This is a genomic window from Collinsella sp. CLA-SR-H006 (genome assembly GCF_040097075.1).
Classification (GTDB): Bacteria; Actinomycetota; Coriobacteriia; order Coriobacteriales; family Coriobacteriaceae; genus Collinsella.
Genome location: NZ_JBBNPD010000007.1, coordinates 97,179 through 114,072, shown reverse-complemented (window position 1 = coordinate 114,072; position 16,894 = coordinate 97,179). Strand labels below are relative to the sequence as shown.

The following is a 16,894-nucleotide window of genomic DNA, read 5'->3' as shown; positions in this document are numbered from 1 at the left end:
CGATGTCTGCCCGGATGCGACACAACTGGTGTGTCCATCCTCGCAGTATCCGGTTCTCAAGGTGCACGCTTTGCGGCCGATCCGGTTCCACCGGGCCGCGCGGCAAGGAGATATATTGCCAGACCGGAGGGGCCCCGTGGGCGGGAATCGCGCACTCCATATTTTGTTCACAAATGAATATGTCCCTCAGTCGCATCGCTGAGGTTAAAACTGAAGCATTGGCTTCTGATATTGGCGATGACCAGCTGTTTTATGTGTATTGAGACATCGGTCATCTCTGGAGCGCTACTTTACTCCAAAGGCATCAGCTATTTGTTTCCCATCGGTAAAAGGCGGGTTTTGTTCGCCAAGCGTTCTTATATATAGCTAGATACGGGTTCGAACCCATGAAAGGGCGACAAAAAAGACGGCCAACCGAAGTTGACCGTCTCAACAATCTTTGGGTGGGCCGTCAGGGGTTCAGCCTGCTTCGCAGGCGGCCGCTGCGGCGCTTTCGCGCCTTGCGCGCTGCGCTGGCAAACGCTCACGCGTTTACTCAGCTCCGCGCCCCGACGGGTTCGAACCCATGAAAGGGCGACAAAAAAGACGGCCAACCGAAGTTGACCGTCTCAACAATCTTTGGGTGGGCCGTCAGGGGTTCGAACCCTGGACCTTGGGATTAAAAGTCCCCTGCTCTGCCAGCTGAGCTAACGGCCCGCGGGTGGCATTGTACCACGGTCTGGGACTATTCCCAACTCCATTGGCCGTTCTGGAAAATCACAACTTCACGTCCATCAGGCGTAATGCCCGTAATATCGATGTCGTCCGTGCCGATCATAAAATCGACGTGCGTGCTCGAGACGTTAACGCCATGCTCCAGGAGCTCCTCCTTGGACATGTCATACCCACCCTCGATGCATTCGGGGAAACCGACACCTAGCGCGAGATGGCAGCTAGCGTTCTCGTCATAGAGCGTATCGTAGAACAGAACACCACTTTCGCGGATCGGCGTGTTCTTGGAAATGAGCGCGACCTCTCCCAGGTGAGCAGCGCCCTCGTCAGTATCGATGATACTTGCGAGCGTTGCCTTGCCCACGCGGGCGTCGTAGTCCACCACGCGGCCGCCCTCGAACTTAATCCAAAAATCTTCGACCTTATTGCCGTGATGGATGAGCGGCATGGCCGAGTACACGATACCGTCGGCGCGCATGCGATCGGGCGAAGTGAAGACTTCCTCGGTGGGAATGTTGGGAAAGAAGGGGTGCCCATCGGGCGTCTTGCCCTTGCCGCCGGCCCACTCGTGACCTTTCGTCATGCCAATCGTCAGATCGGTTCCATTTGCCGCGTTGTAATGCAGGTAGTCGAAACGATTGTCGTTCAGGAAACGCAGGTTCTTTTCGAATGCGGCGTCATGGAGTTCCCAGTCGCTCTCTGGGTCCTGGCCATCGGCGCGCGCGGTGTGCAGAATCGCATTCCACAGCTTATAGATTGCAACCTCATCGGCGTCTCCCGGGAACACCTCGTGCGCCCAAGCCACGACCGGAGCGCCGGCGATGCACCACGGATTGATGTTGTAATCCAGTCCACGGCGGAAAACTTTGCACTGCGTATTCCTCGCCTTTGATGCCGCGGCCGGCTTGGCTGGATCGATGCCCTTGAGGGCCGCAGGATCCGCACCCTCGATAAAGACAAAGCAGGCACCATCCTGGGCCAAGGAATCCAGCTGCATGCGCTTCCACTCGGGCGTCTGCTCAAAATAGCTTTTCTCGACATGCTCGTACGTGAGCCTCGTCACGGCATCATCGGCCCAAATGACCGTCACGTGGCCGGCGCCGGCAGCATAGGCCTCCGCGACCACCACGCGCGCAAACGGCGCGCACTCGACCGGAGACTGAACGACGACCTCCTGGCCGGGCTTGACGTTTACGCCCTTGCGGACGACCAGGCGCGCGTAGTTTTTAATCTTGGGCTCCAGGGCCTTCATGCCCTCCAGAGCCTCTTCGACCGTCAGGGCAGCTCGAATCATGTGCCACTCCATCTATCTATAGAACAGTAAAAAGGCGCGCCGCAAAAACGACGCGCCTTATATCTTAGCGATAAGTATGTATGCAAACGCTACTTCTTCTTGGAGTCCTTCTTGTCCTCCTCGGCAGCCGCGCGCTCAATAAGAGCGTTGAGCTTGTTCTCGGACATGCCCTCGGCCTGCGCGCGGTACATGTTGCGCAAGGGACGAATACGAGCGAAGTCATAGATAAAGTCGCCCAAAATGATGACGTAGGACAAAACAATGCCGACCATCTGGACAGGGCTGGACACCATGCCAGCGGGAGCGAAGTACAGCGAGGCCCAAATTGCCACGACGAGCACCATGCCAATGGCGAGCACAATCCACCAGATGCGACGGCGCTTGGTGTAGTCCTCGTCCTGCTTGAGGAGGATATTCGACACCGTATAGATGCGGTCCTCCTTGGCGCGCTGCTTAGCCTTGCGGGCGCGCTTCTCCTCTTTAGAGAGGCCCTCGAGGTTCTCGCCCTTCTCGAGCTCTTTGCGGCGTGCCTTAGACGAAGCCGGCACGACGCGAACGGAGCTCGCTGCTTGGCGGGCGGGCTTAGCAGATGCGGCAGACTTGCGCGCAACCCCGGTAACTTCGTGGGATTGCGTGCGCTTGTTCGTGGCGCTACGGGTACTCACTTATGCGTTCTCCTTCATGCTTGTGAACTGGGAGCCCGTGATGATCTGGAAGGCCTCGCGATAGCGCTCGGACGTGCCATCGATGACCTCGGCGGGCAGGTGCGGGGTCTCCCCCGTCATATCCCAGTTGGCCTTGAGCCAATTGCGGACGAATTGCTTGTCGTAGCTAGGCTGGATCTTGCCCTCCTCGTAGCTGGCAGCAGGCCAGAAACGGCTGGAGTCGGGCGTGAGACACTCGTCGATCAGCGTGACCTTGCCATCAATAACACCAAACTCGAACTTGGTGTCGGCAATGATGATGCCACGGGTCGCGGCGTACTCGGCGGCAGCCTTGTAGATCTTGAGGGAAAGGTCACGAATCTGCGTGGCGATGTCCTCGCCCACGATCTCGCAGCAACGCTCGAACGAGATGTTCTCGTCGTGGTCACCGATCTCGGCCTTCGTGGACGGCGTGAACAGCGGCTCAGGAAGCTTGGAAGCCTCGGTCAGGCCCTCAGGCAGCTGGATGCCGCAGACGGTGCCGTTCTCGTCGTAGGTCTTCTTGCCCGAACCGGTCAGATAGCCGCGGACGATGCACTCGATAGGAATCGTCTGGGCCTTCTTAACCAGCATGGCGCGGCCAGCGAGGTAGTCACGATACTCAGCAAACTCCTCGGGGAAATCCGCCGGGTCGATGGAAACGAGATGGTTGGGGACGATGTCGGCAAACTTATCGAACCAGAATGCCGAGATGCGATTGAGTACCTCTCCCTTAAACGGAATCTCGTCGGGAAGAATGAAGTCGAACGCAGAAATGCGGTCGGTGGCGACCATCAGCAGGTTTTCACCGGCATCGTAAATATCACGAACCTTGCCACGGGAATCCGGACGACGCTCCATCGTTGTCACGTGAGTCACTCCTTACCTAAATACGACAGAAATGCGGGTTCTTTCCCGCATGTTTTCGCAAACTCGGAGCGGCAGGGACGCGGCCCCTCCTTCACCGAATAGCGAAAAGCTAGTGCTCCATTGTAGTAGATGCCGCGTCCGCCGTGTGCTCGCGGGGCAGATGAATTGTAAAAGTCGTACCCTTTCCAAGCTCCGACTCCACGGATATGTAGCCATGGTGACGCTCGACGATCTGCTTGGTCACGGCGAGGCCAACGCCCAGGCCGCCAGCTTCGCGGGCGCGGCTGGCATCGGCGCGCCAAAACCGCCCGAAGATGCGCGACAGATCGTCCTTGGCAATACCGATGCCGGTATCAGAAACGGCAATGCTGACGTGCTTGCGGTCACTGAGCACCGACACCACGACCCAACCGCCCTCGGGGGTGTAGCGCATGGCGTTGCTCATGAGGTTGATAACACATTGCGTGATCATGTCGGGATCGGCCTCGACGACATCGTCGTGACCCTGGGTCTCGTCCGCAAAACGCAGGCGCAGATCGCGGTCGACAAACAGGCGCTCCTGGGCATTAACGATGGAACGCACGAAAGGAACCATGTCCACCGGCTCAAGGTTGAGCGGAGCCGTGCTGTTTTCCATGCGCGACAGGTCGAGCATCTGCTGCACCAGACGAGCCAGGCGACGCGTCTCGGAAGCAACAGTCTCCAAATGCTCATCGTCGGTGGGATACACGCCATCCTGCATGGCCTCGACCGTTGCGAGCATGGCCATAAGCGGCGTGCGAAGCTCGTGTGCAACGTCTGAGGTCAGGCGCTTCTCGTGTTTCATATCCTTCTCGAGCGAAGTGGCCATCTCATCGAAGGTCTCACCCAGCTGATCGATCTCGTCATCACCGCGCAGTCCCGTGCGAGCCGACAGGTCGCCGTCACGGATTTGCTTTGCGGTACTGGTGATGCGATGAATCGGTTTGGTGAGCATGCGCGATACGAGCGATCCGATAACGACCGAAATGCAGATTGCAACAACCGCGGCGAGGGCCATGGCGTTAAAGGTCTTCTCCCTAAACGCAGAGTCCGCCTTGGTGAGCAGAGCGTCGGAGCCGATGGCCCACAGCTTTACCTGTCCGACATGCTCGCCGGAAGACGTTACAATCTCGACGTTAGCAACGCTATCGGAGTCGGTTGGAGCAGACGAGACCGGGCTATGCGATGCCCTCTTGCCGCTCGTGTCGTCGGTCGTAGCCTGGTTTTCGCGTACATCGGCGGTGGCGCTTGCCGAGGGCCAGGAATCGTCATAAACGATCACACCCTTTTTATTGACGACCTGCATGCCCAGATCGTCGGAAACCAAACTCGACGTTGCGACCGTGCGCAGTTCTCCCGCGGTCCAAGAGCCGTTTTCCTCATATGACGTTGCCAACTTTTCGGCAGCGGAATTGGCGATTTCGACGATATTGGAGCGGGTGTAATCCGAAAAGACCGTGCCCCACACAACAGAGACAACGCCCACCAGCACCAATACCGTCATGAGCGATGTCAGAGCAAAAGCAAGTGCCATGCGCGAGGGATAGCTCATCGTTGGCCGTGAATCGGAACGAGGCGTGTTCCAACTAGCCTTGGAACCCGCCTCGCTCTCCTGCTTGTGCTTTTGTCCGATTTCAAAGCGCGCAGGTGTCATATGTGATTTCCCTATTTCTCGTCCGACTTATCGGTCTTGGCCGGAGCCTCGAAGCGATAGCCGACACCATGGACGGTGTAGAGCCACTTGGGCTTCTTGGGATCATCGCCCAGCTTGGCGCGAAGATTCTTCACGTGGCTATCGATGGTGCGCTCATAGCCCTCAAAGTCATACCCGAGCACTTTCTCGACCAGCTCCATGCGGTTATACACACGGCCGGGATGGCGGGCAAGCGTGGTGAGCAGCTTGAACTCGGAAGCCGTCAGATCGACTTCCTTGCCCTCGACCAAGATCTTGTGGCCCGAGATATCGATGACCAGATCGCCGAAGTCGAGCACCTCGACGGCGGGCTCGTCGGCCTGATGGGCACGGCGGAACAGAGCGCGAACGCGGGCGACGAGCTCGCGCGGCGAGAACGGCTTAATCAGATAGTCGTCGGCGCCGAGCTCAAGACCGATAATACGGTCCTCGATCTCGCCCTTAGCCGTCAGCATGATGATGGGAACATCCGAGGTATCGCGAATGGTGCGGCAAACGCGCTCGCCGGGGATCTTGGGGAGCATAAGGTCGAGCACGACCAGGTCGAACTGATGCTTCTCGAACTCCTCGATCGCGGACTGGCCGTCGCCGACGCCCACAACCCAGTAGCCTTCGCGCTCGAGATAGGCAGCGACGGCGTCACGGATTGCCTTCTCATCCTCGACCAGCAGAATCTTTTTTGCATCTGAAGCCATAACACGGCCCCCCTGTCTCAATTAGCTAAGAACAAGCCCATTTTAACGCACCTGAGCCCGCCGGATGCCGCTATGACGCGGCAGCTCGGCGGGCGGTACTCACAATTACAACGCGTTTATTCCCCTGTTGGCGCCTTTTTAACCCCTCTAAGCTTAAAGAGAGAATAGACGTGCAGTGACCGTCTCTGGTATACCCTGGCTGTTGCGCACCGTGGCGTACGTAAGGAATGAGTCCGATTTTCCCGCCGTAGCTGGATAATCGCCATACTCCAAAGCGCGGTCGGGCGACAGCAGCGAGCCATAGGTCTTGGCAGAGGTGTCGATCAGGAAATGCGACGCCTGTACCTTAACAAGGTATTTATTCTTCTTGCCAGCCGCACATGCGAGCGGCTCGCGGGACAGGAAGAGGTACGGCCCTCCCTCATTACCGATATACGTGCCCATATTGCCCAGGCTGCCCACACCACTATAGGCCGCCTCGATAGAAAACACGAAGGTATCGCCCATATATACGGCCTCGAAAGGCGAAACTGACGAGGGAAGGACTAGCTGGGCACGTTTGGTGTTGTTGCCGTCGGTCAGATCGATTGCCGTTATGCCGTAGTAGACGCCCTCGTCGTTGCGGACACGCGGCGAGATGGTCAAAATGCCGTCGCTCGCGCGCGGGGCCGATGCAAAGCGACCCGTCGATTTCCAAATTGTCTCGGCCTTGGATTCATCAAGCGAGCGACGATAGCAAAACGAATCGCTACTCGTTTTATTGCCACCTGCCGAGGGCATTTTATACCAGATGACTGATGACCCGAACGCCGTAAACAGCGGCGGATCATAGTCCTTGCCACCTCGATCGAGCTCAACCACGTCGCCAGAGAGCGAAGCGCCCGACAGATTTTGACCGTAGAGCTTCCACGATGAATTGGCAAAGTTCATCTCAACCCACGCGAATACGCTGTCGCCGGCACGGACATCGTAGAATGCATATCCCGTGCCCTCGATAGGATCCTCGATTAATGTGGTAAGCGAGCCATCGCCCAGGTTGAGCACACCGAGTGTGTTGGCGTGCAGTGCCGATGCGGGCGCCATCATCGCCGCGGCGTAATCGCCGTCGCAGTAGTACAGCAGCGTACCCAGAGGCAGCGTCCATGACGCCGCCGGCTCAAGATCGATGTCGACTGCCTCGTACTCATCCGTAATCGAGATGATTTTGGAATCATCCTTGATAACCTGCGGCTCGCCGGCGGCATCATCGCTGGTGCCCGTTTTTTTCGAGCATCCGGCAAGCACCGTGGCAGCGCCCGCGGCAGCCCCACCGAGTACAAAGCCGCGACGCGATATTCCGTTCTTGATGTGATCGGCGATACCCATTAGGCGATCTCGGTGCGAGCGGCCTCGATAGCGCGTGTAAGCTGGTCGGCGCAGGAGGTCTTTTTCATACCGCAGGTATTACCGGCGAGAACCTCGATTACGCGATCGGCAGGAGCGCCCTCGACCAGCTTGGAGATAGCCTTGAGATTGCCGTCGCAGCCGCCGGTAAACTCAACGCCCATCACCTTGTTGCCGTCATCGGAAAGGTCAAGGTGAATATTGCGAGCACACACGCCCTGAGGCTTGTAATCAAACGAAATCATGCGATCCCCTCTCAGAATGTTATTCGAGACGACTATTATCCCCGTCTTTCCCTAAATGCAACGAGGCGCTTTGCCGGCAACACACATTACCAGCAAAGCGCCCTAAAAAGCTAACGTTATGCCCGAACCTACTCGAAGCTCAGCTGCTCCAGACGATCAAAGACTGTGTCGATACGAGTGAGGAAGTCCCATGGATCAAAGATCTCGTCGAGCTTCTCCTGGCTGACGGTGCAGCGCGGATCGGCCTCGAGACGCTCCTTAAAGGTGGGGCCGGAGACGCAATCCTGCACCTCGTGCCAAGTGGCCATAGCATTTTCCTGCACGATGGCATAAGCATCCTCGCGGGTGATGCCCGTATCGACGAGGGCCAGTAGGACCTTGGAGGAGAAGATGAGGCCGCGGGTCTTATTGAGGTTGGCCATCATGCGGGCAGGGTACAGCTGCAGGCCGTCGATAACGCGGATGAGGCACTGGAACATGTGGTCGAGCGCGATGAAGCTATCGGCCTGGGCGACGCGCTCGGCAGAGGAGTGCGAAATGTCACGCTCGTGCCACAGGGCGACGTTGTCGAAGGCAACCTGCGCGTTGGCCTTCACGACGCGCGACAGGCCGCAGACTTTCTCCATGGTGATGGGGTTGCGCTTGTGCGGCATGGCGGAGCTGCCCTTTTGGCCCTTACGGAACGGCTCCTCGGCCTCGAGCGTATCAGTCTTCTGCAGGTTGCGGACCTCGGTAGCGATACGCTCGCAGGTGGCCGCGGTGGTGGCGAGAACGCCGGCGAGATAGGCGTGATGGTCGCGGCTGATAACTTGCGTGGACAGCGGGTCGTGAACCAGGCCCAGGTGCTCGCAGACGTACTCCTCGACGAACGGCTCGATGGAGCTGTAGGTGCCAACGGCACCGGAGATGGCACCAAAGGCAACATTCTTGCGAGCGTCCTCAAGACGATCCAGATCGCGCTTGAGCTCCCAGGCCCAAGAGCCAAACTTCATGCCAAAGGTCATCGGCTCGGCGTGGATGCCATGAGTGCGGCCGGCACAGAGCGTGTTGCGCTCCTCAAAGGCGCGACGCTTGCAAATCTCGCCGAGCTTCTTGACGTCCTCGATGATCAGGTCGCAGGCCTGGGTGAGCTGGTAGCACAGGGCCGTGTCGCCCAGATCGGAGCTGGTCATGCCATAGTGAACCCAGCGGCTGGGCTTGGGGTCGCCCTCGGGAACATCGGCATCGATGTATTCCTTCATGTTGGTCAGGAAGGCAATGACGTCGTGGCGCGTGACTTCCTCGATCTCATCGACCTTCGCCTTCTCAAAGTTGGCATGGTCGCGGATCCACTGGGCCTCGTCTTTGGAAATACCGATCTTGCCGAGCTCCGCCTGGGCCTCGCAGGCCAGAACCTCGATCTCCTGCCAAATGGCGTACTTGTTCTCGAGGGAGAAGATGTGTCCCATCTCCGGGCGGGTATAGCGATCGATCATAGCGGCTCCTTTTTGGTTATTGGCACGTTGGTCGTAACCCAACCATTGTACCGTGCGCAGGTGCAAGTATGGGCAGCAGGCATTAACCTAACATTTTGGAATTGGAGCGAGCATGGGGACGTCCGCGCATTTGCTTCGCAAATACGCACCGGCTGCGGTCGGCAGACCCGGTCCGCGCACACGCACGGGCACAGCGGGTTGGACCCGACGTTCCCGAGGTCCCCCGTACTCGATGGAGCGGGCAACGGGACATCCGCGTATTTGCTTCGCAAATACGCACCGGCTTCAGGCGCCTGTCGGCGCCTTCGCCTGCTCGCTACAAACGCTTCGCGTTTGCTTAACGCTCGCACCCTGGCGGGTTCGAGTCCCGGCGCTTGGTAGTAAAAAGCACGGCAACGTAACGCTGCCGTGCTTGTGCTTTTTACTGGAGCGGGCAACGGGACTCGAACCCGCGAGTGTCAGCTTGGGAAGCTGATGCCTTACCACTTGGCGATGCCCGCTTGTGTGTTGGCTAGTATAACGCGGTTGTCTTGTTCGATACAAGGGTGGCGATGCTTGTTTTAGCTATGGAGATTCGTTTGAAAATCGCGTCAATTGTGGAGATGAGGACCTTTGACCTCCTGTTCTCCCTATCTTCTACCTGCACTTTTGCTTGATTGTTATATTTGAGCTCAATTTGTCAGGAATTGGGCAAGCTTTTGGTCAGCCTTTGGTACTTACCCGCATGAACCTCGGGGGTAGCCTCATCCTACGCGTCGCAACCTCCCCATGCGGCGCACGAGGGATAAGGAGCAGCCATGTCCAACGCACCCACGCACTCTGTCCACAGCGCAATCGCAACAGGTCCGCTGCTCCTGCTCCTCTTCCTGCTTTTCGGCTGCCTGGCACCGGGAGCCGCATTTGCCGTCGATGGCTACGACCAGCTCGGCTTCCGCACTATTAGTGATGATTGTGGGCCCTTCTTCATCGGCAAGTATGAAGCTCAAGACGCCTCGATTGCCTACTGCATGAACCAGGAGCGCCTCGGCCCCACCAAGCCGGGCGGCCCATGGCTCAACTTTGATCAAGGCTGGGTGTGGCTCGACGACGAGTTCGCGGCAATCGTTTGTCACGGATATCCTACCGCCACGTCGTTTGGCGGTTACCATCTTTCACCCGATCGCGCCCGCGCCGCAACCCAGCTTGCCGTATGGATGCTCAACGGCACTACCCATGTCGACGGTACCTACTCCTACACGACCGCTCAGGGCAAAACCAAGAGTGGGCACTTTACCGCTGACAATGAAGTCGTGGCGGCGGCGCGGTGGCTCCACGACAGCGCAAAATCAGGAAGCATCAAAGCCGCACCGCACCGCGCGCGGCGCTATCTAGGAACCGTATCGGGCGGCAGCAGACGTCAAGACATGCTCTATGTACTGCCGGCGGTCTCTGTTTCCTTCCAAAAGCAGTCTGCAAACGCTGCCATTACCAGCGGAAACAATACCTATCAGTTTACCGGGGCAACATTCGATATTTTTGAGAGCGCCAGCGGCGCGCGTGTCGGCACCATCAAGATGGACAGCAACGGTCGGGCGCAAGCAACTCTTCTGCCCAACACTGCATACTACCTAGTTGAAACGAAGGCGCCGGCCGGCTATGTCCCCCGTCGTGATCGCATCGCCTTTACCACGGGGAATGACGGTGGACAGGTCGCCATTGATGAACAGCCCGGCATCATCAACCTGCATATCGTAAAACTCGATGCCGCGACGAATGCCGGCCCCCAGGTGGGTTCTTCACTCGCAGGAGCAGAGTTCACGTGTGTGTCACAATCAACCCCTGGATGGGCGCAAATCCTCACGACCGACGAAAGCGGTCGGGCCACCCTCGCCGATGTCCCCTTAGGAACCTTTACCATCTACGAATCAAAAACCCCCGAGGGCTACCTGCCATCCAACGACAGCTGGACCTATACCGTCGGAGCCGACCAGCTCGGCGATTCAGGCGTGGTCGAGATCGAATCTCGCATTTCCGATATCCCCATTGCGTTTGACCTTGAGATTTCCAAATTCAAGGATTACGGCAATAGCGACCAATCCGGCCTGGAGCAACCGGCGGGTGGTGTTGTCTTTGAGGTTGTCAGCAACAGTTCTCAGCAGGTTGTTGGCACACTGACCACAAACATCTATGGCTTTGCCTCCACCAAAGATCAGCCCGAAGCATGGTTCGGCACAGGCAAGCGACCCGCCGGTGTCCACGGAGCTGTCCCATACGACCGTGCCGGCTACACGATTCGCGAGGTTCCGGAAACCGTCCCCGAGGGTTTTAAACGTGCAGGGGAATGGACCGTCGGGGCCAATCAGATTTCCAACGGCGCCGAGCTTCAATATATCGTAGACAACCACGCGCTGTCGACGCATCTCCAGATTGTAAAACGCGATGCCCAAACAAGCGCTTCTGTTCCACTAGCCGGATTCACCTTCCAACTCCTAGACAGCAATCACGAACCTGTCTCACAAACTTGCTGGTATCCAGCACATAACGTAATGGACACCTTTACGACTGACGCGACCGGGACCGTCACACTGCCCGAATCGCTCGTGCCGGGCACCTATTATGTACGCGAAACCTCGGCCAAAGAGCCCTATCTTGTCGGCGAAGAGATCGAGGTAAACATACCCGCCGACATGAACCTAACGCCCGTTGCAGTCGCCTCGTATTATGACCACGCCGCGACCGGAAACATCAGGATCGTTAAAACCGATGCCGTAGACGGCAGCAGCCTCGCGGGCGCCGTCTTTGAGATCCGTGCCTCGGGTGATATCGTGCGCCCCGACGGTAGCATTGCCGCGCTCGACGGTGAGACTGTCGCTACCGTCACGACAGATGAAACTGGAGAAGCACGCGCGGACGACCTCCCGCTGGGATCTGGCACCGCACGCTACGAGGTTGTCGAGACTCAAGCGCCGGCAGGCTTCTTACTCGATCGGACATCCCATATTGTCGACCTTACTTATGCCGACCAGAAAACACCCGTTGTAGAAGCACGGCTTAACGTATCCGACGATTACACCAAGGTTGATATCTCCAAGGTCGATGCAAGCGGTGAGCAGGAAGTGGAAGGCGCACAGCTCACCTTATATGGTCCCGATAAAACCGAAATAGACTCCTGGACCTCATCCGACAAGCCGCACCGCGTCGAACATCTTGCACCTGGCACCTACTCGTTGCGAGAAATGATGTCTCCGCGGACCTATGACCTTGCCGAGGAGATAACGTTTGAAATAAAAGATACGGGAGAAGTCCAATCCGTCGCGATGAAGGATGCGCCCATCGAGATCAAGGGGCAGGTCGACAAGCGTCAGGAACTTGTCCAACCTATCGAAAAGGGCCTGTTGGCTAACGGCGATGGTAAAAACCGCGCCACGACGCAAACCAATAGTGATGGGCTTTTCTCCTATACCATCGATGCTCGAAACGATTCCGCTACTTGGGTTGATGAGTTTACGATTACCGATGATCTTGAGTGCGCCAAAGACGGCACGGCGAGATTCATCTCAATCGAAACCCCCGTCGCCATCGGCGACCTCAACGGTCTGTGCAACGTATGGTATCGCACGACGCCGTTGGACTCGACAGACGTCGATGAGCCGGCAAACGCGACACTTGACGATGGGCACGAAAATCCTTGGCTTGAGTCCGACGAAGTAAAAGAGAGCCTGGGTGAGGACTGTCGCCTCGTCGATTACGACGGTTGGCACCTCTGGAAGGCGGATATCTCGACCACGGAATCCACCACACTCGAGGCGAAAGAACTCGACCTTGCATCCAATACCGTCGTAACGGGCATTCGAATTGAATACGGTGCGGTAGCCGCCGACTTTACGACTCGAAGCGATGCGGATTCTTGGACCCGCGATGATCTCAAAGATGAACACGACGACCTTGACGATGCAAACGCAATCCTTGGCACAGACGCTCGGGGCGCAGTCGTGCACATGCAGGCAACATCGGCTTATACGCCCCAAACTGCACTCACCAACAGCGCACGCGTCGATCTTTGCCGCAACGGCGGTGGCGATAAACTTGAGTCACATGACGAGGACCGTGTCATTCAACGCTGTACCCTACCGCAGGACCTACCGGCAACAGGATCAGTTCCCATCGCCGCTTGCATCACCGCGCTCCTGACCTCGGGTGCCGCAGCCCTATGGTTCGCTCGCCTTAGGTCGATCCCAAAGAAGCGCTAGCGCGATGAAAAAGCGGGCGAGCCAGTCCCCCGGCTCACCCGCTTTCAATCATTTAAATCGCCGTATCTACTCTGAAGACGAAGATCCACCATCAACGATTGCTTGCTCGGACTCAGGAATCCCATCGGCACCCGTGCTCTGTTCTTGCTCCACCTCTTCGCTGATTTCGGAGGCGGGGGTCGAGCCCTTCGCACCCACGATGTAGGCGGCCCCAAATCCTAACGCAATGGCAATCAAGGTCAAAATCACGTAGACAGGCCAATGGCGCTTAATATACGAAAACACGTTGACTCCTTAGAGCTCCGCCTACGAACGGCGGATAACCTCGGTAACGACCTCGGATACCGTGGCAATGTTCGTCGGGTTGACATTGTGGGGCAGGTCGTCCTCGGTACGAGCGCAAGCCAGACGTGTGCCGTCCACACCGGCGATGGTGAGGGCTCGGCGGCTCGCCTCGAGCGCGGCGTAGGCATCGGTCTTGGCATAGGGCATCTCGAGCGCGCCACAATCGACATGGAACGACTTGCACACCTTGCTGACCAGGTTCATGATGCGGCGATCGCCCTTGAGCAGCTGCTGTTCGCCCTCGACCGTCACCACCGAAAGCCTACCGGCGCCGACGGATTCAAGATTGATGAAGAATACGCCGCGGAGCTTATCGCGATGCGAAGCCAAGAAGGCCTTCATGCCGGCGCCATCACAATCCGAGGCGCCCGTTGCCACAAACCAGATATCGTGACCGAGCAGCTCATCATCGCCCATAGAGGCGACAGCCGAGAGCATATCTTCGGAAGAAGCGCCATCGGAAGACGTAGCGCCGCCCTTCCAGCCATCGTTATCGTCCTCGAAGTTATCCCACGAACCGATACCGCGACCGGACTTCTTGGCATCGTAATCGTCTTCGACGCCCAGCCAATCACTCATGCTGTCCTGCTCGTTTTTCCTTTTACGACCGAACAGGCCACCCAGGCCGCGTTTGCGAGACTTGGGTGCCGCCGGGGCGGGAGCCGAAATGGTCTCGATCGGCTGCGCGCCCGACGCAACGGGCATAGAAGGCGCAACGGGTGCCGATGTGGGTTCGGGACCCTGGGCAGTAGCAAAGGGGTCGTTGACCTGGGCAGAGGGATCGGGAAGGTCGAACAGCGACGTGCGAGACGCAACGTTTGCCTGCTTCATAGACGGCAGCGACGGATCGGGGACCGAAGCCAGCGGAGACGAGGAAGGTGCAGGCGACGGTGCCGACGCCGGATCGGGAACATTCATCTGCGGACGCGGCGATGCCTGGGAGGAAATCTGGGCCATAAGGGAATCGACCGTTTCGTCCTGGGTGGGAGCGACATTGGCAACCGTGGCACCGGAACCACTCGGGGTCGGCATGGTGAAAATCTGCGTGGAGTAAGGCCTCGACTCATCCGTCTCGGGAGTCTCGGAAACCGCAGGCACTTCCTCCTGCTCGACCTCGGTCGAATCACCTTGATCGGCTGCCGCGTATTGCTCTTCGTCAGAGTTGGCCTCGACGGACTCGTCCTCGGCAGCATCAATGGGCTCGTCATCGTCTGCCGCGTCGCCCTGCTCATCGGAAACAGGAAGGGGCTCGGCAATTGCGGTGCCTTGCTTTTCAAACGTTATCGTGGAATCGAACTGCGCGGCATCAAACGACATGGTGCTATCGACGTGCTGCTGAGCCTCGAAAGACGTTGTTGCCTCAACAACATCCGCTGACGTCGGTTGCTGGGACTCAGAGGACGTCGTAGCTTCGGCAGCGTCGACGGGCCCGGACTGCATAGCCTCGTTCTGCTCAAACTCTTGCGCCGCGCGCTCACGTGACGCCTCGGCTGCCTGCTGCTGAGCGATAGCCTCCTGCTCGGCAGCCTCGCGTGCGGCAGCGCGCTTCTCCTCGAAATCGTCGACAAATTTCCTGCCCTTTGCAAGCGCACCCTTAAAGAAGCTGGAAGCGCTGGCGCCAATCGAAGAGAACGCGGATGCAATATCGGCATGGGGCGTTGCCGCGGGAATCTCGGCAGAGAAATCAGTATCGCTCTCGTAAGACACGCGCCTCGGCTGTTCAACGTAATCGTCGTCAGACTCGTCCGCAACGTCTTGCGCCGGCGCGGCGGGAGCCAAAATGTCCAGTCCTGCCGCGGGATCGATCGCAGACACCGCCTCGGGCTCGGCAACGGCAGCGGTAACCGCGGCAGACTCATCATCCGCAGTGACAACGGGCGCAGGCTCGGGCTCAAACGTCGGCTCCTCGCCCTCCTCGTAATCGAGCGTGCAGGACTCGGGAAGCATTCCGAGCGCACGGATGGCATCCGAACCAAAGCGGATGTTGCCGGCGGCGTTGCGATAGAGCTTGGGCTCGGGCTCGGCCGCGGCAGGCTCCTCCGCCGGCTCAGCAGCGGGAACCTCGTCATTGAACTCTTCGGCCTGGGCAGCCTGATTCTGATTCTCGGGCACGATGGCGCCGATCAGCGTCTCGTCGGCAGACGCACCCTCAAAGCCCTCGATCTGCTCGTCAAAAGCCTCGCCCTGTTCGGGCTCGGTTTGAGCGTCGGGAGCAATCGGCTGACCGAACTCGTCCTCGGCGTAGGTAGGCTCTTCGTACTCGATGGTGTTGCCGTAGTCGTTTTGCTGCTGGGCCGCGGCATACTCCGCCGCCGCGCGCGCCATTTCCTCGGCACGACGTTTCTGCTCCCCAAAATAGGTATCGAACGGAACATCGTCGGGAAACTCGTTCTCGCCCTGGAAGGGAGCAACGTTGTCCATGACACCGAGCATAGCGGCGACAGAAGACTTGTTGCACACCGCGCCGGACGTATAGGGAAGAATGTGGCGGTTAGAGATGATGTTTGCCGCGTTGGCAAGTGCAACGAGGGAAGCGAGGATCGCGACAATCCACAGCAGAACCTTGAGCGCGCCGGGGAGCGGCAGAATACGCAGGATGGCAACGGCAGCGGGGGCAACCGTGGCAACGGGCAACAGCTTGGCGATGAGCGCACGATACGAAGCATAAGGCTCGCGGGCGAGCAGCTCAGCACGGGGAGAGTCGTAGTGTGCGACAACGACCACCGGGCGGTTACGCGGGGACGCGAGCGGGCCCGAGGCCTTGTGGTAGGCGATGACATTTTGGCTCACGCCCGTCTTGCCCAGGCGCGAAACCACGGGGTGGCCCGTGCGCTCGAGCACGTAAAGAACGGCGCCGACAATGGCCAGCAAGGTGCCGACCAAGCCGATACCGCCGCCGATGCCCATCAGCAGGGCGCCGGCAAACGCAAGAATACCGGTAACGGCAAATGCCAACCTACTGGGCGCTGGGGCATTGAACTCCTGAACCTCGGGGTCAAAGCCGTGGTTGCGGAAGATCTGAGCGATATCTTCGGCAGCCAAGCGCTCTTCTTCGCTGCATGCCGGCGTAATGCCGGTGTTCTGCAGCAGGTGGTTAATATAGTTCTGGGTGTTCGCCATGTGCGCTCCACATCCATAATCCGACAAATAGGCCCAATGCATGCACATTAGAACCGTATATAGTCGAAAGTATACCCCGAGCGAGCGCAAACGACCGAATTCGGGCCATCTTAACGCCCCGAGCGGACAA

At 58.4% G+C, this 16,894-nt stretch carries 11 protein-coding genes and 2 tRNA genes; 1 reads left to right on the top strand and 12 read right to left on the bottom strand.

The window, feature by feature from the left end; all coding sequences use genetic code 11:
- Positions 1-623: 623 nt before the first annotated feature.
- The 10 genes from AAA069_RS05680 to AAA069_RS05635 all read right to left on the bottom strand — a co-directional run bounded on the left by AAA069_RS05680 (position 624) and on the right by AAA069_RS05635 (position 9,570).
- Positions 624-696, bottom strand: a tRNA-Lys gene (locus tag AAA069_RS05680).
- Positions 697-724: 28 nt separating this feature from the next.
- On the bottom strand, positions 725-2,005 hold the full coding sequence (locus tag AAA069_RS05675; protein WP_161155894.1) for an aminopeptidase: 1,281 nt from the start codon (positions 2,003-2,005) through the stop codon (positions 725-727).
- A gap of 89 nt (positions 2,006-2,094) precedes the next feature.
- Entirely contained in the window at positions 2,095-2,670 is a 576-nt protein-coding gene (locus AAA069_RS05670; protein WP_022093792.1) for a hypothetical protein, read from the bottom strand.
- A complete protein-coding gene (locus AAA069_RS05665) occupies positions 2,671-3,549 on the bottom strand; it encodes a phosphoribosylaminoimidazolesuccinocarboxamide synthase (protein WP_035136481.1) in 879 nt (292 codons plus the stop codon).
- A gap of 118 nt (positions 3,550-3,667) precedes the next feature.
- A complete protein-coding gene (locus AAA069_RS05660; protein WP_040360026.1) occupies positions 3,668-5,233 on the bottom strand; it encodes an ATP-binding protein in 1,566 nt (521 codons plus the stop codon).
- 11 nt (positions 5,234-5,244) lie between these two features.
- Positions 5,245-5,967, bottom strand: coding sequence for a response regulator transcription factor (locus tag AAA069_RS05655; RefSeq protein WP_006236208.1), 723 nt, complete (start codon positions 5,965-5,967; stop codon positions 5,245-5,247).
- 153 nt (positions 5,968-6,120) lie between these two features.
- Positions 6,121-7,332, bottom strand: a complete 1,212-nt coding sequence (locus AAA069_RS05650; protein WP_138374268.1) for a twin-arginine translocation signal domain-containing protein — start codon at positions 7,330-7,332, stop codon at positions 6,121-6,123.
- A complete protein-coding gene (locus AAA069_RS05645) occupies positions 7,332-7,595 on the bottom strand; it encodes a TIGR03905 family TSCPD domain-containing protein (protein WP_006236206.1) in 264 nt (87 codons plus the stop codon). The genes AAA069_RS05650 and AAA069_RS05645 overlap by 1 nt, the downstream gene beginning before the upstream one ends.
- A 128-nt stretch (positions 7,596-7,723) precedes the next feature.
- A complete protein-coding gene (gene purB, locus AAA069_RS05640; RefSeq protein ID WP_022093797.1) occupies positions 7,724-9,070 on the bottom strand; it encodes an adenylosuccinate lyase in 1,347 nt (448 codons plus the stop codon).
- Positions 9,071-9,495: 425 nt separating this feature from the next.
- Positions 9,496-9,570 (bottom strand) — tRNA-Gly (locus tag AAA069_RS05635).
- A 297-nt stretch (positions 9,571-9,867) separates the two neighbouring features.
- Here AAA069_RS05635 and AAA069_RS05630 point away from each other — a divergent pair.
- Entirely contained in the window at positions 9,868-13,299 is a 3,432-nt protein-coding gene (locus tag AAA069_RS05630) for a SpaA isopeptide-forming pilin-related protein (protein ID WP_349127790.1), read from the top strand.
- A 66-nt stretch (positions 13,300-13,365) separates the two neighbouring features.
- Here AAA069_RS05630 and AAA069_RS05625 read toward each other — a convergent pair whose 3' ends face one another.
- On the bottom strand, positions 13,366-13,584 hold the full coding sequence (locus AAA069_RS05625; RefSeq protein WP_349127789.1) for a hypothetical protein: 219 nt from the start codon (positions 13,582-13,584) through the stop codon (positions 13,366-13,368).
- Between the two features lie 21 nt (positions 13,585-13,605).
- Positions 13,606-16,764 (bottom strand): hypothetical protein, encoded by a 3,159-nt coding sequence (locus AAA069_RS05620; RefSeq protein ID WP_349127788.1) that lies wholly within the window; start codon positions 16,762-16,764, stop codon positions 13,606-13,608.
- Positions 16,765-16,894: the final 130 nt, after the last annotated feature.